This is a genomic window from Ramlibacter sp., assembly GCF_041916345.1.
Classification (GTDB): domain Bacteria; phylum Pseudomonadota; class Gammaproteobacteria; order Burkholderiales; family Burkholderiaceae_C; genus Ramlibacter.
The window spans coordinates 1-26,288 of sequence record NZ_JAYRZR010000040.1 but is presented as its reverse complement, the minus strand read 5'-3'; the positions used below and the strand labels follow the sequence as shown (position 1 = coordinate 26,288).

Annotated in this window: 12 protein-coding genes; 4 read left to right on the top strand and 8 right to left on the bottom strand. The window is 69.1% G+C overall.

Going from position 1 to position 26,288, the window contains the following annotated elements:
• Positions 1-20: 20 nt before the first annotated feature.
• Positions 21-2,828: a phosphoenolpyruvate carboxylase gene (gene ppc / locus ACE3T5_RS12120; protein WP_374667925.1), complete on the top strand. Its 2,808-nt coding sequence runs from the start codon at positions 21-23 to the stop codon at positions 2,826-2,828.
• Between the two features lie 21 nt (positions 2,829-2,849).
• On the opposite strand, the gene ACE3T5_RS12115 is transcribed toward ppc, so the two are convergent.
• Both ACE3T5_RS12115 and ACE3T5_RS12110 read right to left on the bottom strand, forming a co-directional pair.
• Positions 2,850-3,587, bottom strand: a complete 738-nt coding sequence (locus ACE3T5_RS12115) for a LytR/AlgR family response regulator transcription factor (RefSeq protein WP_374667923.1) — start codon at positions 3,585-3,587, stop codon at positions 2,850-2,852.
• Complete coding sequence (locus ACE3T5_RS12110) at positions 3,584-4,612, bottom strand: sensor histidine kinase (RefSeq protein ID WP_374667921.1); 1,029 nt, start codon at positions 4,610-4,612, stop codon at positions 3,584-3,586. Before ACE3T5_RS12110 ends, ACE3T5_RS12115 begins: the two co-directional genes overlap by 4 nt.
• An 82-nt stretch (positions 4,613-4,694) precedes the next feature.
• Between ACE3T5_RS12110 and argH the strand changes: the two genes are divergently transcribed.
• Complete coding sequence (gene argH, locus ACE3T5_RS12105; protein WP_374667919.1) at positions 4,695-6,086, top strand: argininosuccinate lyase; 1,392 nt, start codon at positions 4,695-4,697, stop codon at positions 6,084-6,086.
• Positions 6,087-6,381: 295 nt separating this feature from the next.
• Here argH and ACE3T5_RS12100 read toward each other — a convergent pair whose 3' ends face one another.
• The 3 genes from ACE3T5_RS12100 to ACE3T5_RS12090 form a co-directional block, all read right to left on the bottom strand.
• Positions 6,382-7,476, bottom strand: a complete 1,095-nt coding sequence (locus ACE3T5_RS12100; protein ID WP_374667917.1) for a hypothetical protein — start codon at positions 7,474-7,476, stop codon at positions 6,382-6,384.
• Positions 7,477-7,538: 62 nt separating this feature from the next.
• On the bottom strand, positions 7,539-7,943 hold the full coding sequence (locus ACE3T5_RS12095) for a PIN domain-containing protein (RefSeq protein ID WP_374667915.1): 405 nt from the start codon (positions 7,941-7,943) through the stop codon (positions 7,539-7,541).
• Complete coding sequence (locus tag ACE3T5_RS12090) at positions 7,930-8,163, bottom strand: AbrB/MazE/SpoVT family DNA-binding domain-containing protein (RefSeq protein WP_374667913.1); 234 nt, start codon at positions 8,161-8,163, stop codon at positions 7,930-7,932. Before ACE3T5_RS12090 ends, ACE3T5_RS12095 begins: the two co-directional genes overlap by 14 nt.
• A 24-nt stretch (positions 8,164-8,187) precedes the next feature.
• On the opposite strand from ACE3T5_RS12090, the gene ACE3T5_RS12085 reads away from it, so the two are divergent.
• Complete coding sequence (locus ACE3T5_RS12085) at positions 8,188-14,235, top strand: alpha-2-macroglobulin (protein WP_374667911.1); 6,048 nt, start codon at positions 8,188-8,190, stop codon at positions 14,233-14,235.
• Between the two features lie 2 nt (positions 14,236-14,237).
• Positions 14,238-16,394, top strand: a complete 2,157-nt coding sequence (gene pbpC, locus ACE3T5_RS12080) for a penicillin-binding protein 1C (protein ID WP_374667939.1) — start codon at positions 14,238-14,240, stop codon at positions 16,392-16,394.
• Between the two features lie 6 nt (positions 16,395-16,400).
• Here the strand turns inward: pbpC and ACE3T5_RS12075 are convergent, their stop codons facing one another.
• From ACE3T5_RS12075 to ACE3T5_RS12065, 3 genes are all read right to left on the bottom strand, one after another.
• The gene (locus tag ACE3T5_RS12075; RefSeq protein ID WP_374667937.1) at positions 16,401-17,180 is read right to left on the bottom strand and encodes an MBL fold metallo-hydrolase; all 780 of its coding nucleotides are present in this window, start codon (positions 17,178-17,180) and stop codon (positions 16,401-16,403) included.
• 150 nt (positions 17,181-17,330) lie between these two features.
• A complete protein-coding gene (locus ACE3T5_RS12070) occupies positions 17,331-19,340 on the bottom strand; it encodes a TolC family outer membrane protein (RefSeq protein ID WP_374667909.1) in 2,010 nt (669 codons plus the stop codon).
• Between the two features lie 79 nt (positions 19,341-19,419).
• Positions 19,420-26,288, bottom strand: a 6,869-nt coding sequence (locus ACE3T5_RS12065; protein ID WP_374667907.1) for a tandem-95 repeat protein, incomplete at its 5' end; no start/stop codon positions are given.

Below are 26,288 nucleotides of genomic sequence, written 5' to 3'. Positions count from 1 at the left end.
ACCCCTTCGACGGAGTCCCCATGCCCGCCCAGCCCCTGCCGCCCGCCCGCCGCGCCCGCGACAACGAACGCCCCCTGGTGGAAGACATCCGCCTGCTCGGGCGCCTGCTCGGCGACGTGATCCGCGAGCAGGAGGGCGTGGAGGCCTACGAGCTGGTGGAACGCATCCGCAAGCTCTCGGTCGCGTTCCGGCGCGACGCCGACCACGAGGCGGACAAGGCGCTGAAGGCGCTGCTGAAGTCGCTCACCAGCGACCAGGCGGTCAGCGTGATCCGTGCCTTCACCTACTTCAGCCACCTGGCCAACCTGGCCGAGGACCGGCATCACATCCGCCGGCGCGAGGTGCACGAGCGCGCGGGCGACACCCAGGAAGGCAGCATCGAGGTGGCGCTCGCGCGGCTGCGCTGGGCCGGCATCCAGCCGCGCACGGTGGCGCAGACGCTGGCGCACAGCTACCTCTCGCCGGTGCTCACCGCGCATCCGACCGAGGTGCAGCGCAAGAGCATCCTGGATGCCGAGCGCGACATCGCCCGGCTGCTGGCCGAGCGCGACGAGATCAAGGCCCGCGCCCAGCCGCGCGATGCGCTCGCGCCGAAGGAGCTGGCCGCCAACGAAGCGCACATCCGCGCCCGCGTGCTCCAGCTCTGGCATACCCGGCTGCTGCGCTTCACCCGGCTGACCGTGGCCGACGAGATCGAGACCGCGCTCAGCTACTACGAGGCCACGTTCCTGCGCGAGATCCCCAAGCTGTACGGCCAGCTCGAACAGGCGCTCGGCGGCCAGCAGCCGGTGGCCAGCTTCCTGCGCATGGGCCAGTGGATCGGCGGCGACCGCGACGGCAACCCCAACGTGAGCGCCCAGACGCTGGAGTACGCACTGCGCCGCCAGTGCGAGGTCGCCCTGCGCCACTACCTCACCGAGCTGTTCTGGCTGGGCAGCGAGCTGTCCCTGTCGGCCATGCTGGTCGAAGTGACGCCGGCGATGCGCGCGCTGGCCGATGCCTCGCCCGACGGGAGCGAGCACCGCCTCGACGAGCCCTACCGCCGCGCGGTGACCGGCATGTACGCCCGCCTCGCCGCCACGCTGAAGGCACTGACCGGCGGCGACGCCGCGCGGCATGCCGTGCCGCCGCAGAACCCGTACCCGAACGCGGGCGAGCTGCTCGCGGACCTGCGCGTCATCCGCGACTCGCTGCTCGCCCACCACGGCGAGGCCCTGGTGCAGCAGCGCCTGCAGGCGCTGATCCGCGCGGTGGAGGTGTTCGGCTTCCATCTCGCCACCGTGGATCTGCGGCAGAACTCCGAGCAGCACGAGGAGGTGGTGGCCGAGCTGATGGCCACCGCTCGCGTGCAGCCGGACTACCGCGCGCTCGACGAGCCGGCCCGGTGCGAGGCGCTGCTGCGCCTGCTGAACGACGCGCGGCCGCTGCGCATCCCCGGTGCGAGCTACAGCGAGCACGCGCGCAAGGAGATCGCCATCTTCGAGACCGCGCTGCGCATGCGCGAGCGGTACGGTGCGCAGGCAATCCGGCACGCGATCATCAGCCACACCGAGACCGTGAGCGACCTGCTGGAGCTGCTGCTGCTGCAGAAGGAGGTGGGCCTGATGCGCGGCACGCTCGACGACCCGCACTCGGTGGTGGACCTGATCGTCGTGCCGCTGTTCGAGACCATCGGTGACCTGCGCCAGGCGGCCCCGATCATGCGCGCGTACTACGCGCTGCCGGGCATCGCGAACCTGGTGCAGCGCTCCGGCGCCGAGCAGGACATCATGCTGGGCTACAGCGACAGCAACAAGGACGGCGGCATCTTCACCAGCAACTGGGAGCTGTACCAGGCGGAGATCGCGCTGGTCGCGCTGTTCGACGATCTGGCGCGCGCGCACCAGATCCAGCTGCGCCTGTTCCACGGCCGCGGCGGCACCGTGGGCCGAGGCGGCGGCCCCAGCTACCAGGCCATCCTGGCGCAGCCGCCGGGCACGGTGCGCGGGCAGATCCGCCTCACCGAACAGGGCGAGGTGATCGCCTCCAAGTACGCCAACCCCGAGATCGGCCGCCGCAACCTGGAGACGCTGGTCGCCGCCACGCTGGAGGCCACGCTGCTGCAGCCGACCAAGCCCGCGCCCAAGGCCTTCCTGCAGGCGGCCGAGGCGCTGTCGGTGGCGAGCATGGCCGCCTACCGCGCCCTGGTCTACGAGACGCCGGGCTTCACCGACTACTTCTTCACGGCCACGCCGATCCGCGAGATCACCGAGCTGAACATCGGCTCGCGGCCGGCCTCGCGCAAGGCGAGCCAGCGCATCGAGGACCTGCGGGCCATCCCCTGGGGCTTCAGCTGGGGCCAGTGCCGCCTCACCCTGCCCGGCTGGTACGGCTTCGGCTCGGCGGTGGAGGCGTTCCTGGCCGCCGGCCCGCGCAAGGAGCAGCTGGCCCTGCTGCAGAAGATGGACCGCCACTGGCCCTTCTTCCGCGCGCTGCTGTCGAACGTGGACATGGTGCTCGCCAAGAGCGATCTGGCGCTGGCCTCGCGCTACGCCGAGCTGCTGCCCGACACGCGGCTGCGCAAGCGCATCTTCGGCGCGGTGGAGGCGGAGTGGCACCGCACGATGGAGGCGCTGGCGCTGATCACCGGCGAGAAGCAGCGCCTGTCGGGCAACCCGGCGCTGGCGCGCTCCATCCGCCACCGGTTTCCGTACATCGACCCGCTGCATCATCTGCAGGTGGAGCTGGTGCGGCGCTGGCGCCAGGGCCAGGGCGGGGACGAACGCGCGCGGCGCGGCATCCATCTCACCATCAACGGCATCGCGGCCGGCCTGCGCAACACCGGCTGAGGTTCACGCCAGCGCCGCGGCTCAGCGCGCCAGGGCCTCGCGCACGGCGCTGAGCTGGCGCCGGGAGACGGCGATGGTCTCCTCGATGCCGGTCAGGCGCACCGACCAGCCTTCGCCCTCCTCGGGGTCGTCGTGCTTTTCCAGTGCGCGCACCGCGCGGCGGGCCACCAGCGCATTGCGATGCACGCGCAGGAACTGGGCGCCATGCCGGTCTTCCAGGTCGCTCAGCGAGCCATCAAGGATGTAGCTGCGGGCGGCTGTGCGAACGGTCACGTACTTCAGCTCCGCCTTGAAGTACAGCACCTCGGTCAGCGGCACGCGCTCGGTGCGGCCGCGGTCCTGGATGATCAGCACGTCCTGCGCCTGCGGCGTGGCCGAGGCGCGGGTCTGCAGCGCCCTTTCCACCCGCGCCAGCGCCGCCTGCAGGCGATCCAGGCCGACGGGCTTGGTCAGGTAGTCCACCGCATCGAGATCGAAGGCGGAGACGGCATGCTCGGCATAGGCGGTGACGAAAACCACCGCTGGCGCATGGGGCGTGCCGCGCAGGGCCTGCGCCAGTGCCAGGCCATCCGCCCCGGGCATGTGCACGTCCAGCAGCACGGCGTCGAAGGGCTGCCGGCGCAGGTGGTCCATGGCCTGCGCAGCGTTGCCGGCCTCGGCAGCCACCTCGGCGGCGGGCTGGCGGCATTCGGCCAGCAGTGTGCGCAGGCGCGACCGGGCCAGGGGCTCGTCGTCCACCAGCAGCAACTTCAGCGTCATGCAGGTACCTCCATGCGCACCACGTACTGCCCGTCCTGTAGCGAGGCCTGGAACTGCGTCTGCACATCATGCAGCAGCCGAAGCCTCTCCCGCACGTTGCGCTGGGCCACGCCGTGGCCCCGGGGGCCCTGGCCGGCCGGCACCGTGTTGGCGACCTGGATCACCACGGTGCCACCGCGACGCTGGGTGGTGATGCGTACCTGCGCGCCAGTGGCGCTCGGTTCCACCCCGTGCTTGACCGCATTTTCCACCAACGGCTGCAGAAACAAAGGGGGCACGCGCGCGCTGCCGGCACGCGGATCGAGCTCCCACTCCACCTGCAACCGGTCGCCGAAGCGCACCTGCTCGATCGCCAGGTAGCGGCGCGCCACGGCGATCTCCTCGGTGAGGGTCACCGCTTCACCGCGTTCCACCAGGGCATGGCGGAAGAGCTCGCTCAGGTCCTCCAGCAGGCGCTCGGCCCGCGCCGGATCGTCCCGAACGAGCGCGATGGCGGAGTTCAGGCTGTTGAAGAGGAAGTGCGGGCGGATGCGGGCCTGCAGTTCCGCCAGCCGCGCCGTCGTCTCGGCCGGCAGCCGGCTCTTGGCGCGCAGCACCAGGGCGGCGACCAGCACCGCCGCCAGCAGGGCGCCGGCACTGGCCGAGCCGATCCAGGGCATGCGGGGCGCGCCACTGACCAGCGCCAGCAGCGCACAGCCGTACAGACCAGCCACCGCCCCGAGCGTGATCCCCGCCACGTGCTGCGCGGTCGGCGGCAGGCGCGCGAGCAGCTGCTTCAGGCTGCATGCCACGATCAGCCAGCTCAGCGTGCCCGGCACCGCGCCGCCGCTCAGCAGCGCGAGGCGCTCGATCCAGTCGGGCACGTTCTGGGCCACGAAGGCCGCGCCCACGGCCATGACGATCTCGACGAACAGCACCGCGCGCAGCACCACGCCCGGCTGGCAGGCGTCGAACACCAGCGCGCGCGCGGGCGCCGCCGGGGCGCCCGCGCCCGGGAACGCGGATAATGACTGCGAGTCTTCCATCACGGGGGCCGGTGCTCCACCCGGAGCCGCCGGCCCCCGCATTATTGGTGAATCGTCCCACCGCCCCCTGCTCCCAACCCTTATGAGCCAACTCGACCAGAAGTCCGCGGCATGGTCCGCCCTGTTCAGCGAACCCATGAGCGACCTCGTGAAGCGCTACACCGCGAGCGTGTTCTTCGACAAGCGCCTGTGGCAGGCCGATATCCAGGGCTCGCTGGCCCATGCCGCCATGCTGGCCCGCCAGGGCGTGATCGCCGCCGCCGACCTGGCCGACATCCAGCGCGGGTTGTCGCAGGTGCGTGACGAGATCGAGGCCGGCACGTTCGAGTGGAAGCTCGACCTGGAGGACGTGCACCTGAACATCGAGGCGCGCCTGACGCAGATCGTGGGCGATGCCGGCAAGCGCCTGCACACCGGCCGCAGCCGCAACGACCAGGTGGCCACCGACGTCCGCCTGTGGCTGCGCGGCGAGATCGACCTGCTGACCAGCCTGCTGCAGGACCTGCAGCGCGCCCTGCTCGGCCTGGCCGAGAAGAACGTCGACGTGGTGCTGCCCGGCTTCACCCACCTGCAGGTGGCGCAGCCGGTGAGCTTCGGCCACCACATGCTGGCCTACGTGGAGATGTTCGCGCGCGACGAGGAGCGCATGCTCGACGTGCGCAAGCGCGTGAACCGCCTGCCCCTGGGTGCGGCGGCCCTGGCCGGCACCAGCTACCCGCTGGACCGCGAGTTCGTGGCGAGGGAACTGGGCATGGAGGGCGTGTGCCAGAACTCCCTGGACGCGGTGAGCGACCGCGACTTCGCCATCGAGTTCACCGCCGCCGCGTCGCTGGTGATGGTGCACATCTCGCGGTTCTCGGAGGAACTGATCCTGTGGATGAGCCAGAACTTCGGCTTCATCCGCATCGCCGACCGCTTCACCACGGGCAGCTCGATCATGCCGCAGAAGAAGAACCCCGACGTGCCCGAGCTCGCGCGCGGCAAGACCGGCCGCGTGGTGGGCCACCTGGTGGGCCTGATCACGCTGATGAAGGGCCAGCCGCTCGCCTACAACAAGGACAACCAGGAAGACAAGGAGCCGCTGTTCGACACGGTGGACACGCTACGGGACACGCTGCGCATCTTCGCGGAGATGGCCGAAGGCATCACCGTGCAGCCGCAGGCGATGGAGCAGGCGGCGCTGCGCGGCTACGCCACCGCGACCGACCTGGCCGACTACCTGGTGAAGAAGGGCCTGCCCTTCCGCGACGCGCACGAGACGGTGGCGCATGCCGTGAAGGCCGCCGCCTCGCACAACTGCGACCTGAGCGAGCTGCCGCTGGCCGTGCTGCAGCAGTTCAACCCGTCGATCGACAAGGATGTCTACGACGTGATGTCGCTGCGCGGCTCGTTGAATGCCCGCAGTACGCTGGGCGGCACCGCGCCGGCTCAGGTGAAGGCGCAGATCGAGCGGCATCGGGCGCGGCTGGGGTGAGGCATCCCGCGTGGATATGGCTCAGGCGCGCAGCAGCCTCCGGCCCATCCGGTGGCGACGGCGTGCCATGAACCTGGCCATCAACCGCTGGTAGTAGCCTCTCTATAGCGTCTGTTTCTCGCCGGACCAGGTCAGACCAAGGGACCAGCAGGCGAGCCTGCTCTTCGGGCGCCCGACCCGGGTCACCTCGTGCAATCGTCGTTGAGCGAGCTCGACGCGCCGATCGACCAACATGGGCTGCGACCTGATGGCCCAAGTTCGGCACGCCACGCAAGCCGTGGAATGGGGCCTCGATCTACCGCGGTCCTGGCCCGGGGCTGTCGCAATGATCAAGTAGCTCCGTGTGCAGCTGAAACCTCCAATTGTCTGGCGGCAAGATGTCGCACCAACGCACGCCGACACTGGCATCAGCCCATGTGCGGCCGCCGTCCTCGCTCCTGGAGATCCCGCCCGCCGCATGACCTGCCAGCACGAGCGATGGACGAGCTGGATGGAACCAGTACACAGCGGTGCCGCGCGCGTGACTCGGGGTGATCGCCCGAATCTCTTCCCAAGTTGCGCCTGCATCGGTCGAGCGCTTGGTGAAGCTCTGGTACATGGGTCGCACGCAAGAGGTCAACATCGTTCGACCGTCGGGGGCGGCACCGAACGTGCCGCATGTGCCGTCGACCCGGCGCCACGTCGATCCACCGTCGCGCGACAGAATGGGAATGCCCGAAGCTTGCGCGTGGAGCTGGTCTGACTGTCCATCGAACCAGACGTTGCCAACCCACGCCGGCCTTTCCCCCGGAAGCAGAGGCTTCAGCGATGCGGGCCACGTGGCACCATCGTCGTCGCTGAGGAGCAGCGTTCCATCGGTTCCCGCCACCACACGGCCCGGGTGGGCGTGATCGAACGCCAGCCCGTCGACCATGATGCGGCTCGTCCGCTCAACCTGCGCCCAGGTGACGCCTGCATCCACGGAGCGCAGGATGCCGCGCCCTGTACCCACGAGCAGCATCGAACTGGCGCGAGGATGCACCGCAACGGCGGTCAGGCTTCCGTACTGCCTGCCGGCGCCGTCACGAACCTCGACCGCCGTCCAGGTCCGCGCATCGTCCGTTGAGCGCAGCAGGCCACCGAGGAAGGTGATGCCATAGAGAAGACCTGGGCGATTCAGGTCCGGCACCACCGACCAGACGTCGCGCTCAGGGTCGGGGCCACGTTGACCCAACCTGGCCGGCAGCCAGGAGCTGCCGTCATCGCGGCTGCGAAACACGCCGGCACCAGTGACGGCCAGAATGGCCCCTTTGTCCAGGGTGCAGGCATGGAACTGCCTCGTCCCCGGCCCTGTCAGCAGCAGGACCAACCCGCGCGAGCTGCCAGGCACGATGCTGGCCGCCAGCAGCAATTGGGCAAACTGTCGCCGACGGACACTTCCCATCGTTCCCCCCAGCGCGTGTGGACAGCGTCCTACACGAACGGATTCCGGACTTCCAGCGTCTTGTCGATCACCTGACCATCCTGCATGTCCTCTGACCATAGCGTCTTGCAGGACGCCAGCAGCGCAGACGAGACGATCATCGCGTCGTAGATCGAGATTCCGTAGCGCTCGGCGAGGTCCAGGCCCTTGTCATGGGTGTCTTCACGGATCGGGACCGTGCGGCACAGGGCACGGACAGTGGCCAGGACCTCCCGGACTTCCGGCAGGGACATCCTGAGCTTGCGCGTGGCCACCGCCGCGAACTCATTGAGAACCTGCACACTGACCACCCCACCCGCGGCCAGCACTTCCTCGGCGCGATCTGCCTTGGCGGGATCGCCGGAGAGCAGATACAGCAGCACGTTCGTGTCGATGAACGGATCACCCGCGCTCATGGGCTTCAAGCCGGTCGAACCGGAAGTCGGGGGGCAGACGGCCACGGTACTTCCTGAGTCGCTCCAGCAAGGCGCGAGTGCCCGGCGCCCGGGCGACTTCAAACGTGCGTCTGCCCGCCACCTGGATCTCGATCTCGTCGCCCTCCTGCAGCTTAAGGGCTTCCACCACCGTGACGGGCAGCCGCACTGCGAGGCTGTTGCCCCACTTCGAGACTTGCATCAATCGCATCCTGTCTGGATATACATGAATTTCAATGTATATCCTCGGTCATCCGCCGTCAAGTTGCGGCCGCCTGCGTGCCTTCCGTCACGCTCGCGCCGCGTGATTTCAGCTACCCTCCTGTCCGCACAGGAGGGACGCTTGAAACAGCTCCACACCATCACGGCCGCCCTGCTGGCCGTGGCCGCCTGCGGCGCGCAGGCGCTCACGCTCACCAGCGTCTCGCCCCAGGGGGAAGTGCCCCGGGTCCGGCAGATCGTTGCCCGCTTCGACGAGAGCGCCATCACCTTCGGCGACCCCAAGGCCCCCGCCCCGCTCACGCTGTCCTGCAGCGACGCGCAGGCCAGCCGCGGCACCGGCCGATGGACCAGCGACAAGGAGTGGGTGTTCGACCTCGCCAACGACCTGCCCCCGGGCGTGAGCTGCACGCTGCAGGTGCGCCCCGGCTTCGCATCACCCAAGGGCGCTGCGCTGGCAACCGCCACCTATCGCTTCAACACCGGCGGCCCCTTCGTGCAGGCCACGCGCCCGGGCGACTGGGAGAAGGTTGACGAGGAACAGTACTTCCTGCTCCAGCTCAATGGGGCCGCCACCGCCCAGAGCGTGAAGGACCACGTGTGGTGCCAGCTGCCCGGCCTGGGCGAGCGCGTCCCGGTGCGCCCGGTGGAAGGCAAGGCGCGGACCGACTTCCTGAAGGCCCTGCGGATGGACCAGGAGGCCGCCAAGGACCCGCTGCGCTACGTCACGCTGGCCTGCGCCCGCCGGCTGACGCCGGCCACGAAGATGGCCATCGTGTTCGACAAGGGCGTGGCCACGCCCACCGGGCTGGTCAACAGCGTGCAGAAGCGCTTCGAGTTCGAGGTGCGCGAGCCCTTCGCCGCCAGCTTCTCGTGCGAGCGCGAGAACGCGCAGGCGGCCTGCCTGCCGCTGCGGCCCATGAGCCTGAACTTCAACGCGCCGGTGCCGCGCAAGCTGGCCGAGAAGATCCGCCTGGCCGGGCCGGGTGGCACGGTGAAGGCCGACGTGGAAGGCAACGAGGCGGACGGCGACAACGTGGTCAACGGCGTCACCTTCAAGCCGCTCTTTCCGGAGCGGGCGCAGTTCAAGCTGGAACTGCCCGCCGACTTCAAGGACGCTTCGGGCCGCGCGCTGCGCAATGCCGACAGCTTTCCCCTGAAGGTAGCCACCGGCGCGATGCCGCCGCTGGCCAAGTTCGCGGCGTCGCCCTTCGGCATCGTGGAGCGCTTCGCCGAACCCGAAGGCGTGGCCCTGCTGCCGATCAGCGTGCGCAACGTGGAGCCCGTGCTGCGGGCCGGCACGCTCACCCCCGGCCGCGTGAGCGATCTGCAGCCGAAGACCGATGCGGAGATCATCGCGTGGCTCTCCAAGGTACAGCGCTATGAAGACTGGCAGGTGCCCCGCAGCCGCGCCGCGCAGGAGGTGAAGGGACCGTTGCCCAAGGTGCTGGAGCCGAACGAGAAGGACTGGGTGCAGGGCCGCATGGTGTCGCTGCTGGCGGGGCAGGCCGACGTGAGACAGGTGGATCTGCCCAAGGCGCAGGGCAGCGACCCGCGGCCGTTCGAGGTGGTGGGCCTGCCGCTGGCGCCCGGCTTCCACGTGGTGGAGATCGCTTCGCAGTTGCTGGGCAAGTCCCTGCTGGATGAACGCCACGGCTCGCCGCGCACGATGTACGTGCGCACCACGGCGCTCGTCACGAACCTGGGCGTGCACTTCAAGCTGGGACGCGAGAACGCGCTGGCCTGGGTGACCACGCTGGACAAGGGCGCCGTGGTGCCGAACGCCACCGTGCGCGTGTCCGACTGTCGCGGCCGGGAAGTCGCCACGGGCACCACGGATGCACAGGGCATCGCGCGCTTCGACAAGGTGCCGCCGCAGGCGCCTGCATGCTCCGATCACAACGACTACAAGCAGGCCTACTTCGTCACGGCCCGCGCGCGGGATGCCCAGGGCGTGACGGACCTGGCGTTCACCTGGAGCGACTGGCACCGCGGCATCGAGCCGTGGCGGTTCAACGTGCCCACCAGCCGGGACGCACGGCCCGACGAGCGCTACCACGCCATCCTGGACCGCACGCTGCTGCGGGCCGGCGAAACGGTGTCCATGAAGCACATCGGCCGCACCGAGACAGGCAAGGGCTTCGGCGTCCCCGCTGCGGCGCCCGCCCAGCTCGTGATCACCCATGTGGGCAGCGGGCAGCAATACACCCAGGCCCTGAAGTGGCGCGCCACGGCCACCGGCGGCCAGAGCGCCGAGAGCGAGTTCCAGGTGCCGCCCGCCGCCAAGCTGGGCCAGTACCAGATCCAGCTGCAGGGCGCACGCCGCGACGGCGGCACCCGCATCGTATCGACGGGTACGTTCCGGGTGGAGGAGTTCCGCCTGCCGGTGTTCGAGGGCCGGGTCGGCGCCTCCGACCGCAAGGCGCTGATCAACGCCCGCAGCGTGCCGGCCGACGTGCAGGTGAACTACGTGTCCGGCGGGCCAGCCACGAATCTGCCGGTGCGCGTGTCGGCCGTGGTGCGCGCCCGCTCACTCGATTTTCCCGACCACGACGAGTTCAGCTTCCAGCCGCCCCGCGGGACGCAAGGCACCACGGACCGCGGCGAAGAGGAGCAGGCCGCCGGAGAGGACCAGCGCGTGGTGGCCGACAAGCTGCCGGTCACGCTGGACCGCAATGGCGCCGGGCGGGTGACCATTGCCGATATCCCGGCCTCCGGGAAGCCGCGGGAACTGGTGCTGGAGGCCAGCTACGCCGACCCGAATGGCGAGATCCAGACCCTGCGCAACGTGCAGGCACTGTGGCCGGCCGGCGTGATCGCAGGCATCAAGACCGAGGGCTGGGTGTCGGCGAAGCAGCAGATGCGCTTCCAGGCGCTGGCCCTCAACCTCGACGGCAAGCCCGCCGCCGGCGTGCCGCTGGAGGTGAAGGCAATGGGCCGCATCACCACCACCAGCCGCAAGCGCATGGTGGGCGGTTTCTACACCTACGACAACAAGACCGAGCTGAAGGACCTGGGCACCGTCTGCAGCGGCCAGAGCGACGCGCGCGGCCTGCTGCTGTGCGAGACGAAGATCGCCGACGCCGGCGAGATCGAGCTCGTGGCCACCGCCAGGGACCCGGAGGGCCGCACCGTGCAGGCGGCCAGCTCGGTCTGGGTCACGCGCCAGGGGGAGCTGTGGTTCGGCGGCGAGAACCATGACCGCATCGACGTGCTGCCCGAGAAGAAGGCCTACCAGGCCGGCGAGACGGCGCGCTTCCAGGTGCGCATGCCCTTCCGCTACGCCACGGCCCTGGTGGCGGTGGAACGCGAAGGCATCGTGGAGACGCAGGTGGTGCAACTGCGGGGCGAAGATCCCACCGTGAGCCTGCAGGTGAAGGACACCTGGGGGCCGAACGTGTACGTGAGCGTGCTGGCCCTGCGCGGGCGCCTGCGCGAAGTGCCGTGGTACAGCTTCTTCACCTGGGGCTTCCGCGCGCCACGCGAATGGTGGAGCGCGTATTGGCACGAGGGCCGAGAGTGGGTGGCCCCCACGCAGCTGGTGGACCTGAGCAAGCCGGCCTTCCGCCTCGGCCTGGCCGAGATCCGGGTGGGCACCAAGGCGCATGAGTTGTCCGTGGCGGTGAAGGCCGACCAGGCCAGCTATCCGGTGCGCGGGCAGGCCCGCGTGACCATCACCGTGAAGCGGCCCGACGGCAAGCCCGCCGCCGATGCCGAGGTCGCCCTGGCCGCCGTGGACCAGGCCTTGCTGGAGCTGATGCCCAACACGAGCTGGGACTTGCTGGGCGCGATGCTGCAGCGGCGCGTGTGGGGCGTGGAGACGTCGACCGCGCAGATGGAGATCATCGGCCGGCGCCACTATGGCCGCAAGGCCGTGGCGCCAGGTGGGGGCGGCGGCAAGAGCCAGACGCGCGAGCTGCTCGACACCCTGCTGCTGTGGAACCCCAAGGTCCAGCTCGACGCGCAGGGCCAGGCCGTGGTGACGGTGCCCCTGAACGACGCACTCACCAGCTTCCGCATCGTCGCCGTAGCGGATGCGGGCACGGGCCTGTTCGGCACCGGCCACACCACCATCCGCGCCACGCAGGACCTGCAGATCATCCCCGGCCTGCCGCCCCTGGTGCGCGAGGACGACCAGTACCGCGCACAGTTCACTCTGCGCAACACGACCGGCAAGCCGATGAAGGTGGAGGTGGCGCCCCGCGCCACGCTGCTCACGCTCACGCCGCAGACGGTGGACATCCCGGCCGGTGAATCGCGTGAAGTGGCCTGGAACGTCGTCGCGCCGGCGCAGCTGGGGCAGACGCGGCAGGAGGCGATCCTGTGGGAGATCGAGGCGAAGGATGCGAGTGGCGGCGCGCGCGATGCGGTGAAGGCGCGGCAGCGCATCGTGCCGGCCGTGCCGCTCACGGTGCAGCAGGGCGCGCTGATGCAGGTGGACGGCAGCTTGTCACTGGAAGTGCAGCCTCCCGCGGATGCACTGCCCGGCCGAGGGGGCCTGCGGCTGGCGCTGCAGCCGAAGCTGGCCGAAGGCCTGCCCGGCGTGCGCGACTGGTTCGCCGGCTACCCGTTCGCCTGCCTGGAGCAGAAGACCAGCAAGTCTGTGGGCCTGCGCGATGCGAAGCTATGGCAGACGGTGGTGGCGCAGCTGCCCACGTACCTGGATGCCGACGGTCTCGCCAGCTACTTCCCGCCGCGCGACGGCGACGCCCGCCAGGGCAGCGATGTGCTCACCGCCTACCTGCTGGCCGCCACGCACGAAGCCTCGTCCCTGCAGCCGGCCTTTGCGCTGCCCGACGAGGCCCGCGCGCCGATGGAGCGCGGCCTCATCGCCTTCGTGGAGGGCCGCATCCAGCGCGAGTTCTGGAGCCCGCGCAAGGATCTGGACGTGCGCAAGCTCGCCGCGCTGGAGGCGCTGTCGCGCTACGGCAAGGCCCAGGGCCGCATGGTCGGCAGCATCACCATCGCGCCCAACCAGTGGCCCACCAGCGCGGTGATCGACTGGCTGAACATCCTGCGCCGCGTGGCCGATGTGCCGCAGCGCGAGCAGCGCCTCGCCGAGGCCCAGCAGGTGCTGCGCGCGCGCCTCTCCTACCAGGGCACCAGGCTCGTCTTCAGCACCGAACGCGACGACTACTGGTGGTGGCTCATGACCAACGGCGACGTCAACACCGCCCGCCTGCTGCTGTCGGTGATCGACGATCCCGCCTGGAAGGACGAACTGCCACGCCTCGTCAATGGCTTCATCGCGCGTCAGCAGCGCGGCGCCTGGCACACGACCACCGCCAACCTGTGGGGCGGTCTGGCGCTGGAGAAGTTCTCGGCGAAGTTCGAGGCCGTGCCGGTGGCAGGCGTCACGCGCGCCGCCCTGCCTGCCTCGCAGGCCGGCGTGGAGTGGGCGAAGGTGGAGCGCGTCAAGGCCACGGATGCCGCCGGTGCGCCGCATCAGACCACCGCTTTCGGTGCCCCGGCATCGCCCGGCCAGCTGCGCAACAACACGATGTTCCTGCCCTGGGCCAAGGAGGGCGGCAAGGAGACGCTGCAAGTCGCCCACAACGGCCCCGGCATGCCTTGGGTGACGCTGCAGTCGGTGGCCGCCATCGACCTCAAGGCGCCGTTCGCGGCCGGCTACTCGGTGCGCAAGAGCATCACGCCGGTGGAGCAGGCCACGGCCGGGCGCTACAGCCGCGGCGACGTGCTGCGGGTGACGCTGGAGGTGGACGCGTCCACCGACATGACCTGGGTGGTGGTGAGTGACCCCGTGCCGGGCGGCGCCACGCCGCTTGGCACCGGCCTGGGCCGCGACTCGCAGCTTGCCACGCAAGGCGAGAAGCGCGCGGGCTGGGCCTGGCCCGCGTTCGAGGAGCGCAGCTTCGAGGCCTACCGCGCCTACTACCAATATGTGCCCAAGGGCAGCTTCAAGATCGAGTACACCCTGCGGCTCAACAACGTGGGCGAGTTCGCCATGCCGCCGACCCGCGTGGAGGCCATGTACGCGCCCGAGCTATTCGGCGAGGCGCCGAATGCGCGGGTGAAGGTCGAGCCGGGGCGCTGATGATGCAGCGGTTGGCACGCGTCTGCCTCGCGCTGGCCCTGGCCGGTGCGGGCGCGGGCGTGCACGCCCTGCCCTCATACGCCGAGGTGCGCGCCGACCATCGACCGTCAGATCGCCTGCTGCTGGACCGCGAGGGCGAGGTGCTGCACCGGCTGCGCACGGACCCCACCGTGCGGCGGGGCGCCTGGGTACCGCTGGCCGACATGTCGGCGGCACTGCGCCTGGCCATCGTCGTCTCCGAGGACAAGCGCTTTCACCAGCACAGCGGCGTGGATTGGCGCGCGGTCTCCGCGGCGGCCTGGGGGAACCTGTGGAACACGCGCACGCGCGGCGCCTCCACGATCACGATGCAGCTCGCCGGCCTGATCGATGAAGACTGGCGTCGCGCCCCGGGTGGCCGCGCACCCGTGCAGAAGCTGGGCCAGGCCGTGGCCGCGCAGGTGCTGGACCGGCGCTGGCGCAAGAGCGAGATCCTGGAGGCCTACCTCAACCTCGTGCCCTTCCGCGGCGAAGTGGTGGGGGTGGATGCCCTCTCGCGCACGCTGTTCGACAAGGCGCCGCATGGGCTCGACGAGCGCGAGGCGGCGGTGGCCGCGGCGCTGGTCCGCGGCCCGAACGCCACGCCGGCCGTCGTGGCCCGCCGGGCGTGCGCCGTGCTCACCGACATGCAGCCCGCGGGTGTGAAGGCGGATTGCGCGGACCTCGACGTGTTCACCGCCGCCGCCTTGCAGCGCCGCGCCTTCGAGCCCAGCGAAGGTATCGCCCCACACCTGGCCCGGCGCCTGCTGCGCGGCAGCGGCGAGACCGCCTTGCGGTCCACCCTGCGCGCCGACGTGCAGCGTGCGGCCGTCACGGCGCTGCAGCAGCAACTGAGCGAACTGCAAGGCCGCAATGTGGCCGACGGGGCCGTCGTCGTACTGGACAACGCCAGCGGCGACGTGCTCGCCTGGGTCGGCTCTTCTGCCACCACCAGCCTGGCCGCCGAGGTGGACGGCGTTCTGGCCCCGCGCCAGCCCGGCTCCACGCTCAAGCCCTTCCTGTACGCGCAGGCCATCGCCGAGCGCCGGCTCACCGCGGCATCGCTGCTCGATGACTCGCCAGCCCAGCTCAGCACCGCGGGCGGCCTCTACATTCCCCAGAACTACGACCGCCACTTCAAGGGCTGGGTGTCGGCGCGCACTGCGTTGGGGGCCTCGCTCAACGTGCCGGCCGTGCGCACGCTGGTGATGGTTTCGCCCGATGCGTTCGCGCGCCAGTTGCGGGCACTGGGCCTGCCGCTGAAGGAAAGCGGGGACTACTACGGCTTCAGCCTGGCGCTGGGCAGCGCAGAGGTGCCACTGCTGGCACTCACCAACGCCTACCGCGCGCTTGCCAATGGCGGGCAGCACGGCGCGCTGCGCATGCGCGTGACCGATGCGCCGACGGCGAAGCAGCGCGTGCTGGATGCCGCCGCAGCCTTCATCACGACCGACATCCTGGCCGATCCCATGGCGCGCGCCCGCACCTTCGGCACCGACAGCCTGCTGGCCACCCGCTTCTGGACCGCTGTCAAGACGGGCACCAGCAAGGACATGCGCGACAACTGGGCCATCGGCTATAGCGAGCGCTACACGGTGGGGGTGTGGGTGGGCAATGCCGCCGGCGCGCCCATGCACGACGTGAGCGGCACCAGCGGCGCGGCGCCCGTGTGGGCCATGGTCATGCAGCATCTCCATCGGCAGCAGCCCAGCCGGGCGCCGAAGCCGCCAGCGGGCCTGATGCGCCAGCGCATCACCTACGGGGCGTCCCTGGAGGCCAGCCGTGAGGAGTGGTTCCTGCCGGGCACCGAACAGCCGCAGTGGGCGGCGGCCCGTGACGACGGCCGTGCCGGCGCGCGGCGTGCTGCTGCGGCAGTCGGGCCCCGCATCGTCAGCCCGACGGCTGGCACCATCATTGCGCTGGACCCGGACATTCCGCCTGCCCGTCAGCGCCTGCAGCTCACGGCCGAGGGCACGGGCCTCCAGTGGCGAGTGGATGGCAAGCCGCTGGCCCGCGGGCGCGAGGCCGGCTGGATGCCGTGGCCCGGCCGCCATCGCATCGAGCTGGTCGATGCCCGTGGCGTCGTACGCGACGAGGTGCTGGTGGAAGTGCGCGGCGCCGGCGTGAAGCAGCGCCGCTGAGCCGCCTCAGGCCACGCGCAGCGCGGGCTGCACCTTGTTCGTGGCGGGGTCGATGCGCGCAGTCGGGAGCTGGTAGGAGCGGTCGTCGAACAGATCGATGCCGCAGGCCAGGTTCTCGATCCAGGCATAGAAGTCCTGCACCGCCTTGCGACCCTGGATCAGCGCGCCGTGCTGCGGCACGATCATGTCGACGTCGAGCTTGCGCGCCATGGCCACCCACAGCCGCAGGACCTTGTTGGAGACCATGTAGCGGCGATGGAAGCCCTCCATCTTGGGGATGTGGGCCTGCACGTCGGTGATGGGCTTGCGCGCATCGGTGCCGTTCATGAGCGACACGCCGAGGTCACCGGTGAAGAGGATCTTCGACTGCGGGTCGTAGAAGTGGAAGTTGCCCTCGGAGTGCATGAAGTGCGCCGGCAGCAGCCAGAGCTCGCCGCGGCCCAGCGGCAGCCGGCCGCCTGCGTCGGGCACGCCGATCACGCGGTTCTCGGTCTTGCCGACCTTGGTGAAGTGGGGCGCGAAGCGCTCCCAGATGCGCGAGATCACCAGCTTGGCCTTGGTGGCTGTCAGCCAGCGGTCCAGCGAGGCGATGATGTCCGGATCGGCGTGCGAGGCGATCAGGTAGCTCAGGTTCTGCGGCGGGAACCACTTCGACAGGGCCAGGTACAGCTCGTTGTACGCGAGGTTGCCGCCCGGGTCGATGATGGCGCCCATGCCGTGGTCGACCACGAGAAACTGGTTGCACTGCACGGCCATGCCGTCCTCGTCCACCAGGTCAGTGAACATGAGGCAGACGTGGTCGTCATTGCGGAAGAGTTCGATGGGGGACACTGCAGGCTCCGGTGAGTGATGCCCCACTGTAGGGCGCGGGCAGGATCCTGCAGTTGACGAACGTCAATCACGCCCCGGGGTGAAGGCCCCGGGGCGGACGGTCGGTCACTTGCCCTCGGCGGTCTCGCGCACGATGCGCCATTCCCCGCCCACCTGGCGCCACGCGAGCGTCTTGCGCACGCGGTCCTGGTAGCTCTTGGACCGGTAGGCCTGGTCGAACGAAGTCTGCGCTTCGCCGGGCGCCACCTTGACCTCCACGTTGTCGAGCGTGAGGGTCACGTCGGAGGCGGCGCCGATGATGGCGCGGCGCTTCTTCTCCCATTCGGCACGGCTGCCCTTGGCGGGGGTGAAGTCAGGCGCATAGGCGTTCAGGTACGCCTGCACGTCGCGGCGGGCCCAGGCGTCGCGCCAGGTTTCCAGCGCGGCCCGCACGGCCTGCTCGTTCGCTGGCGCGGCGGCCCCGGGGGCCGAGGCACGCGGCGCGGAAGCCGCGCCGGTGGCCGGGGTCGCCTTCTCCGCCGCCGCCTGATCCGCCGCCGCCTTCTGCGCCTCACGCAGGGCACGCGTCTCGGCAGCCTGGCGACCGACGAGCTCCAGCGCCTTCTGCACCAGGGCGTCCTTGTTGACTTCGTAGGTCTTCACCACCTCCACCGGGCACTGCTGCGCGACATCGGCGCCAGCCACCCAGGCACGCAGATCGTCCTCCCAGCCGGTCTGCGGCCCCGCGATGCGCAGCGCGCTCAACAGATTGCCGATGGCGGCGTGGGAGCGGGCGTAGGCCAGGTGCAGGTCATAGCGGGCGTTGACGACCGCGCGGCGGGACTGGAACAGCTCGTTCTCGGTGTCCAGCAGGTCCAGCAGCGTGCGCTGGCCGATCTGGAACTGCTGGCGGTAGCCCTCCATCGCCTTGGCCAGCGAGGCTTCGTGCAGCAGCAGGTACTGCGTCTGGTCCTGCAGCTTGACCGACTCGTTGAAAGCGATCAGCGTGATCTGGCGCGTGTCGCGGCAGGTCTTGTCGCGCACTTCACGGGCAATGTTCGCCTGCTCGATGAACTGGCGGTCCCGCGCACGATCCGAGTTGCCGTTGAACAGGTTCCAGTTCAGCACCACTTCCGCCGTGGTGGCGTTGCTGTTGCCCGCGATGCCTTCGAGGTTGCGCCCCTGGTCGCGCTTGACCCGGAACTCCACGCGCGGATGCATCGAACCATTGCGCACACGGGTCGCCGCGTCGGAAGCCCGCACGTTCTCGATGGCCGCCAGGATGGAGGGGTTCTTCTCCTGAGTCAGCTTCACCGCCTCGGCGGTGCTCTCCGGCAGGCCTTCGTACAGCAGCGTCGGCAGGGCCAGCTCGGCACTGGGCAGGCGGCCCGTGAGGCGCTGGAAGCGCACCGTCGTGTCGTGCAGGTTGGACGTCTCGATCACCAGGTTGGCCTCGGCCAGCGCGAGACGGCCGGTGATCTGCTCCAGGTCCACCGCGCGGGCGATCCTGGCCTTCACGCGCTGCTCGGTCTGCGCGTAGACGGCGCGGTGCTGCACGAAGTTCTCTTCAGCCAGCTTCACCAGTTCGCGATAGCGCATGACGTCGTAGTACGCCTTGGCGACCTCCAGGCCCACCGTCTCGGTCTCGGCCAGCAGTTCGAACACGCGCACGCGCGTCACGTGGTCGAGGCGCTCGATCTCGCCCAGCGTGGCCCGCCCGTCCCACAGCAGCTGCGTGAGCGACAGCGTGGCCCAGCTCCGCGTGTAGCGGTCCGGTACGCTGGAGCGGCGCTCCGGTCCGGTGGAGCCTTGCAGGTCGACGCGCGGATACAGCCCGCCGCGGATCGCGTCGCGCTCGGCACCGGCCGCCTTGATCGCGTGGAACCGCGAGAGCACCTCCGGATTGCGAAGCACCGAAAGCTGGACCACCTCGGACAGCGTGAGCGGCTTCTCGGCGAGCGCGCTTGCGCTCGCCGGGGGCGGCGTGCCCGCGGCGGCAGGCGCGGCCGGCGGCTGCTGCGCGGGCGCAGTGCCCAGCGACACGGCCCCGAAGAGCAGGATGCCCAGGGCCACATGGCCACGCGCAATCCCGAGTTTTCGACGTTTGCTGCCCTCGCTCACTTTCCTGGTTTTCATCATCGATCCGCTTTCTTCTGGTTTCTGTGCATGACAAGGCCTCGCGGCCCCGCCGGCGTGCATGGGACTACTCTTTCAATCAGTTGGTCAGGATCTTCCCGCGCGTCAGCAGGTCCTGGATGATTTCCTGGTTGGTCGTGTACGTGCCCACGAGGTCCACGCCCTGCAGCACGATGGTCTGCACCTCGCGCGTGGCGCTGTACGAGGCGGAGAACTCACCGGTGGAGCTGATGTGGATCTTGGTGTCCGCGCCCGAGATCTCGAAGTGCAGGTAATCGTCGAGGCTGGAGGCACTGGAGGTCTCGCCCACCAGGATGTCGCGCAGATCCAGCACGTCGCCGCCACTGCCGGCATTGGCGTTGTCGAAGTTCACGATGGTGTCCACCGCCGGCAGGCCCTTGGTGCCCGTGTCGGTGAGCTCCCAGCGGAACACGTCGGACACGCCGTCGGCGCCACCGCCGTCGACGGTGTCGTTGCCAGTGCCACCCCAGATGTTGTCGACGCCGGCGCCACCATTGATGGAGTCGGTCCCAGCACCGCCGTACAGCACGTCGGCGCCAGCGCCACCAAGCAGCGTGTCGTTGCCATCGTCGCCGTTGATCTCGTCATTGCCGTTGCTGCCGCTCAGGCTGTCGTTGCCGTCGCCACCAAACAGCCGGTCGTCATCGTCCTGGCCATCGAGCACGTCGTCACCCGCGTCACCGCGGATCAGATCGTAGCCGGCACCGCCGTTGATGGTGTCGTTGCCCGCGCCACCCGACAGGTAGTCGTTCAGCGCGGATGAGTTGAAGGTCCCCGCCCCGTCGGCACCCGTGGTCCCCGTGTCGTGATTCGAGATCACGTTCAGGTTGAGATTGGCGGTGGAGGTATCCGGCGTCGGCGTGTCCGTATCCGTCAGCGTGTAGCTGATCTGCTCGGGCGCGATCGCGGCGCCAGCGCCAGCGCCGGTGACGCTCTGGAAGCTGACACTGTAGACCTTCACGTCCGCATGGCTCGCCGACTCGATCTCGACCCGACCGATGTTGCTGTACAGCAGCGGGATCCGGGCGTTGTCCTCCAGGTTGCTGGAGATCTGGGTCAGCAGATTGCCGTGGATGTCGTAGACCGAGTAGGTCACCGAGACGGCTCCGCCCAGGTTGCTGTCCTGATCCGCCATCTCGAAGATCACGTTCTGCACGCCGCGCGGGTGCGAACCCGCATCGAAGGTGACGACCAGGGTTTCCAGGTTGTCCACCCGGTTGCCGTTGTCTCCGCCGGGCACGCTGACACCCCGTAGTTCGTCGGCCGGGGTACCACCGTTGTCGTAAGTGAGCGTCGCGGCCGTATACGTGGCGGCAAGCTGCAGGTTGGCCGTCCGGGAGAAGCCGGTCAGCACCACGCCATTGGCGGCGCCGTTGGCTTGCGACGTGAAGAGGGTCGTCACTGCGGCAGCCACAGTCTGCGCCGGCGTCTCGGTGTCGATGGGCGTGAACTTGTAGTAGCCGTCGGTGTCGAAGCTCAGCGCCTCGCGCGAGGCTCGCAGACCATTGACGCTGTAGACATTGCCGGCCGCGGTGGAGGTCATCACCACGTACTGGATCGGCGCACCCGGATTGATGGTGAAGGTCTGTGCCGCCGTCGCCGAGATGCCCGTGTAGGTGCCGCTGGCCACCCAGGCGCCGGTGGCGTCGTAGGCGTGCCACTGTGCCACCTCGCCCTGCGTGAGGTTGGTCACGGTGATGTCGACCGATCCGTAGGCATTGGTCGTGTCCACGCGCAGGACGAGCAGTTCGCCGTTCTCGATCTGCCGCGACGTATCGTTCAGCGCGCCGGTCTCCGCACCGGTGCCATCACTGTCAGTGCCCGCGTTGTCGCGGTAGCGAACGTTGCCCGCGGCACCCACGGTGAGCGAGGCCGTGTTGATGCCAGAGGTGGCGACCCCAGCCGTGACGAACGGGCTGGTCCCGTCGAAGCCCCAGGTTCCGACGGCCGAACCCGTGGTGGGCGTGGACCAACCCGCCGCGCTGTTGCCGGTGGAGACGACCTTCTCCGCCGCCGAGGTCCACGACAGGCGGTTCATCGGCACGGCGTCGAATCCCCTGACGCTGTACACGTTGCCCGCCGCCGTCGATGTGAAGACGGCGTACTGGAAGGCCTGCGTGGGAGCCATCACGAACGACTGCGGGGTGGCACCCGTGCTGGTGTAGGTGCCACTGCCCACCCAGACGCCAGCGGCGTTGTAGGCGTGCCACTGCGCCACTTCGCCCACGGCCAGATCGGTCACGGTGACGGTGGCCTGGGTGTAAGTACCGGTGGAGTCCACTCGCAAGATGAGCTGCTCACCGTTCTCGATCTGCCGCGACGTGTCGGTCAGCGCCCCCGTCTCCGCGCCCGTCCCGTCATTGTCGGTCCCCGCGTTGTCGCGGTAGCGCACCAACGCGGCCTGCGCTGGCGTGAGCGCGGCCGTGTTCAGACCCGAGTTGGGCGTGCCGGCCGTCACATACGGATTGGTACCGTCGAAGCCCCAGGTCTGGATGGTCACATCCGTCCAGGCCGTGGCCACATTGGCCAGTGTCACTGTCTTGGCGTTGGCGGCCTGCACACCGTAGGTGCCGCCAGCCGTGACAGCGGCCGTGCCGGCAGCCACAGGCGTGGTCAGGTCGAATGACTGCCCGCGGAACACGATGGACGTGACCCGGGCCCCGTCGATGATCGAATCGGTGGACACGGAGGCGGACGAGAAGTCCACGATCTCGGCTACGGCACCGCCATCCGTGCCGATGCCGTTGATCACGTTACCTTCGAAGAATCGCTGATTGGCAACGACCGTGTCGTAATCGGTCCGCGCGATGGGGCCACCATCGATGACTTCGATGGTCTGGTTGGCAATGGCCGTATCGCCGTCGTTGTCCGTGACCTGGAACCCGATGGAGAACGTATCGCCCTCGTTCACGGACGGCGCCGTGAAGTACGTGTACTGGCCGGTCGCGAAGTTGAAGATCAGCGTGCCCCAAGTGAACCCCGAGGTGGTTCCGCTGGAGAGCACCCCGATGTTCAGCAGGCTGCCCGCCGTGGTGGCGTAGTAGCCACCGCTGTCGTTGGTGATCTGGTTGGCGCCCGGGTCATAGGTGAACCGAACCAGTTGATCGGGGAGCGCATCGCCATCCACGCCATCGAGCGTGACTTCGATATAGCTGATATAGCCGCCATCGGAGCCGAAGGTGACGTTGCTGGCGCCGCCGCTGCCGCCCACGCTGCCGGTGTAAGCAGCCGGGACGGTGGCCACGAGCGTCTCGTTCAGCCGGTTCAGGTCCGGCACGATGATGGCAGAGTCCGGCGTGCCATCCAGGTTGGAATCGACCCGATGGATCGCGTCGAGGTACGAAGTATCCGGAATGCCGGTGCCAAGGCCCACACCATAAGACTTGGCGTTGCTGCCCACCAGCGCCGTGAGGTAGGTCGTCGTTGTCGCCGGCGTGGCAGCGACCTGCTCGGTCGGCACGCCGTCAGACAGGAAGTACGAAGCCCGGCTGATCGGCACGCCCGACGGCGAGGTCGGCCATGCGCCATTCCACAGGCCGAGGCCCGTGTTCAGACCTTCGACATAGTCGGTGCCGGAGTTGCCCGTCTCATTGCCCGTGATGGCATTGATGGCATTGATCAGCGTCTGCTTGTTGGTGTAGGCGACGCCGCCATTGAGCGTCACAGCCGTCGATGCGAACAGGCCGAGCTTCACTGCGACGTAGCTGGACTGCTGGAAGTACTCTTCCACCAGCGCCACCATGCCTGCTTTCGCCATGGCCAGTCGGGTGGTGATGCTCGCCGTGCCGTCATCGGCCACCGATCGGACCTCGCCACCCGCCGTGGGATCGTCCATGGAACCGGAGACGTCCAGAATCAGCACGAGTTCGTAGCCTGCTGCCCCGATCTCGACCACCTGCGCGGTGGAGTTGGTGGCCGCTGGCGCGTCGTCGCTCACGTTGACTGTGAGCGTCGAGTTCGCCGTCTGCAGGGTCACCGTGTCCTGGATCGTGTAGCTGTAAGAGCGCACATCGCTCACCGGCGTGCCGGGCGAGGAGATGGTGTTGTCGTTCAGCGTGTAGACGTAGTCGCCCGGCTGCTTGCCGGAGACGGCCGCCGTCCAGACCTGCAGCGTGCCGATGGTGTCGGTCACCGTGATGACGTTGGCCACCGGGGCCGTCCCGTTGACCTGCGTGATCACCGTGTTGACGCTGATGCCGTCGTTCAGCAGCAGGTTGCCCGATGCCGTCGTCGGCGCGCTGGGGCTGAGCGGCGCGGAACCATCCGTGAGGCCCGCCTCGTTGACTGAGCACACGTCCGGCGCGGCGGCGATGCCGAGCGACGTGTTGATGGTCAGCGTGGTCGAAGAGGTCGAGCCGTCGATGTCGTTGACCGTGTAGTTGAACACGACCGGGTCGATGGGCGGCAGGGCCGACAGTCCGTTGAGCGAGTAGGCATCACCCGTTCCCGCGCTGAGCACGATGTACTGGAACGGTGTGTTGGTCTGGATCTGGCCGGCTGTCGTGTTGGTGAACTGGCCCTGCGCCACGAAATTGCCGCTGGAATCGAACGCGAACCACTGCGCGTCTTCACCCGCGCCCAGCGCGTTGAAGGTGAGGTCGGTGTTTCGGCTCTGCGCATCCAGGTTGATGATCAGGTACTCGTTGGGCTGGATGCGGAAGGCGTCGGTGTTGCCGCTGCCGCCGCCCGTCTCGACACCGATGCCGAGACCCCCGGTTACCGTGGTCACCACGCCTGCCGTACCTGCGCCCGTGTTCAAGCCGGTACTCGGCGTACCGCCCACCCACGGCGTAGTGCCATCGAGCGCCCGCACCTGCAGCGTGGTCCCACCGAGATCCGTCTCCCACTGGGCCGCCGTGCGGCCGGCTGCCACCGTACGCACCGCCGTCGGCGCCGGCGCGGTCGACTGGTAGGTGTAGTCACCGTCCTGCTCGATCGTCAGCGTGCCGGTGGTGGTGGCGATGGTCCACACGCCGCCACCGAAGGTGCTGGAGGTCGGCGTGCCGACGAAGGAGACTGCGGTGAGCTGGTTCAGCGCATCGCCGTTGGAGATGTCGGCCGTCGGGCCGCCAGTGCCCAGGATCACGTTGCCGGTGGTGCTGGTCGCGCGGACCACGCTGTCGGTGTCCGCGACGGCCGTGGGCGACCGATCGGTGATGGTGATGCTCACCGTCGTCCAGGCCGAGAGGGATGTGCCGTCGAAGGCACGGTACGCGAACGTGTCCACGTCCGGCGTCACGTCCGAGTGGTCGCGCGCAGGGGCGGTGTAGGTGAAGCTGCCGTCCGCGTTCATGACCACCGTGCCACCCAGGGTGGTGGTGACCACGTTGGTGCCGTTCACCGGAATGATGGTCCCGCCGCTGGTGGTGGCCACCTGGGTCACGCTGAAGGTGTCGCCTTCAGGATCGCTGTCGTTCGCCTTCACGCCAGCCAGCGCCGTGATGGTGCTGGTGGTGGACTCCGGCAACGTGTAGGCATCGGCCACGGTGGTCGGCGGATCGTTCACCGCGGTGACCGTCACGCTCACGGTGGCCGTCTCCGTCACGCCGCCGGACGTCACCGTGTAGGTGAAGTTCGGCACCGTCCCGTTGAAGTTGGTCGCCGGCGTGAAGATCAGCTGGCCGCTCACGAGCGCCACCGAGCCGTTGGTCACGGTGACCGACGCACCGCCATCGGTGATGGTGCTGCCGTTGATGTGGCTGATGACGCGACCGCCGTTCTCGAAGGTGTCGTTGGCCAGCACATTGATCGTGGCTGGCGTGTCCTCCGCGGTGGTCGCGTTGTCGTTGACGATGTCCGCCACCGCCGTCGTGGTCACGACCACGGTATCGGTGTCGGAGGCCGCTCCGTCGCTGGTGACCACCGTCAGCGTGTTGGTGCCGTTGTAGTCGGCTGTCGGCACGAGCACCAGGGTGCTCAGGGCCGTGTTGATGTTCGTCTGCGTGCCGGTGATGACGACGGTGCCGCTGCCGTTGCCCGTGACCGTGGTGCCGCTGGGCGTGACGGTCAGGCCGCCGTTGGGAATCACGAGCGTCGCGCTGGCGACGTTGTTGTCGACGTCGGTCACGCTGATGGTGTTGCCACCGTTGAAGGTGACCGTGCCGTCCTCGGTGACCGTCTGGGCGCCCGGCACGGTGTTGACTGGCGGGTCGTTCACGGCATTGACCGTGACGGTCACCGTGGCGGTCTCGGTGATGCCAGCCGGACTCGTCACCGTGTAGGTGAACGTGTCGGTGCCGTTGAAGTTGCTGTTGGGCGTGTAGATGACCTGACCCGTGCCGTTGAAGCTCACGCTGCCGTTGGCGGGCGTGCTGGTCGCCGTCACCGTGGGCGTGCCTTCGAAGTTGTCCGCGCTGGCGCCGCCGGTGCCGATGAGCACATTGGCGGTGACGGCCGTGTCTTCGTTGGTGGTCAGGTTGTCGTCGACCGCGTCACCCACCGGGGTGATCGTCACGGCCACCGTGTCGGTGTCGCTGGCGCTGCCGTCGGTGGTGACCACCGTCAGCGTGCTGGTGCCGTTGTAGTCCGGTGTGGGCACCAGGCTGAGCGTCGACAGCGCCGTGTTGATGTCGGTCTGGCTGCCGGTGATGACCACCGTGCCGCTGCCGTTGCCACTGACCGTGGCGCCGCCCGGGGTGACCGTCAGCGTGCCGTTCGGGATGGTCAGCGTCGCGCTCGTGACGTTGTTGTCCGGGTCGCTCACGCTGATGGTGTTGCCGCCAGTGAAGGTGACGGTGGTGTCCTCGCCCGCCGTGCGCGTCGCCGGCACGGTGTTGACCGGCGGGTCGTTCACGCTCGTGACCGTCACGTTGACGGTGGCGGTCTCGGTCACGCCAGCGGGACTCGTCACCGTGTAGGTGAAGCTGTCGGTGCCGTTGAAGTTGGTATTGGGCGTGTAGATGACCTGGCCGGCCGCGGTGACGCTCA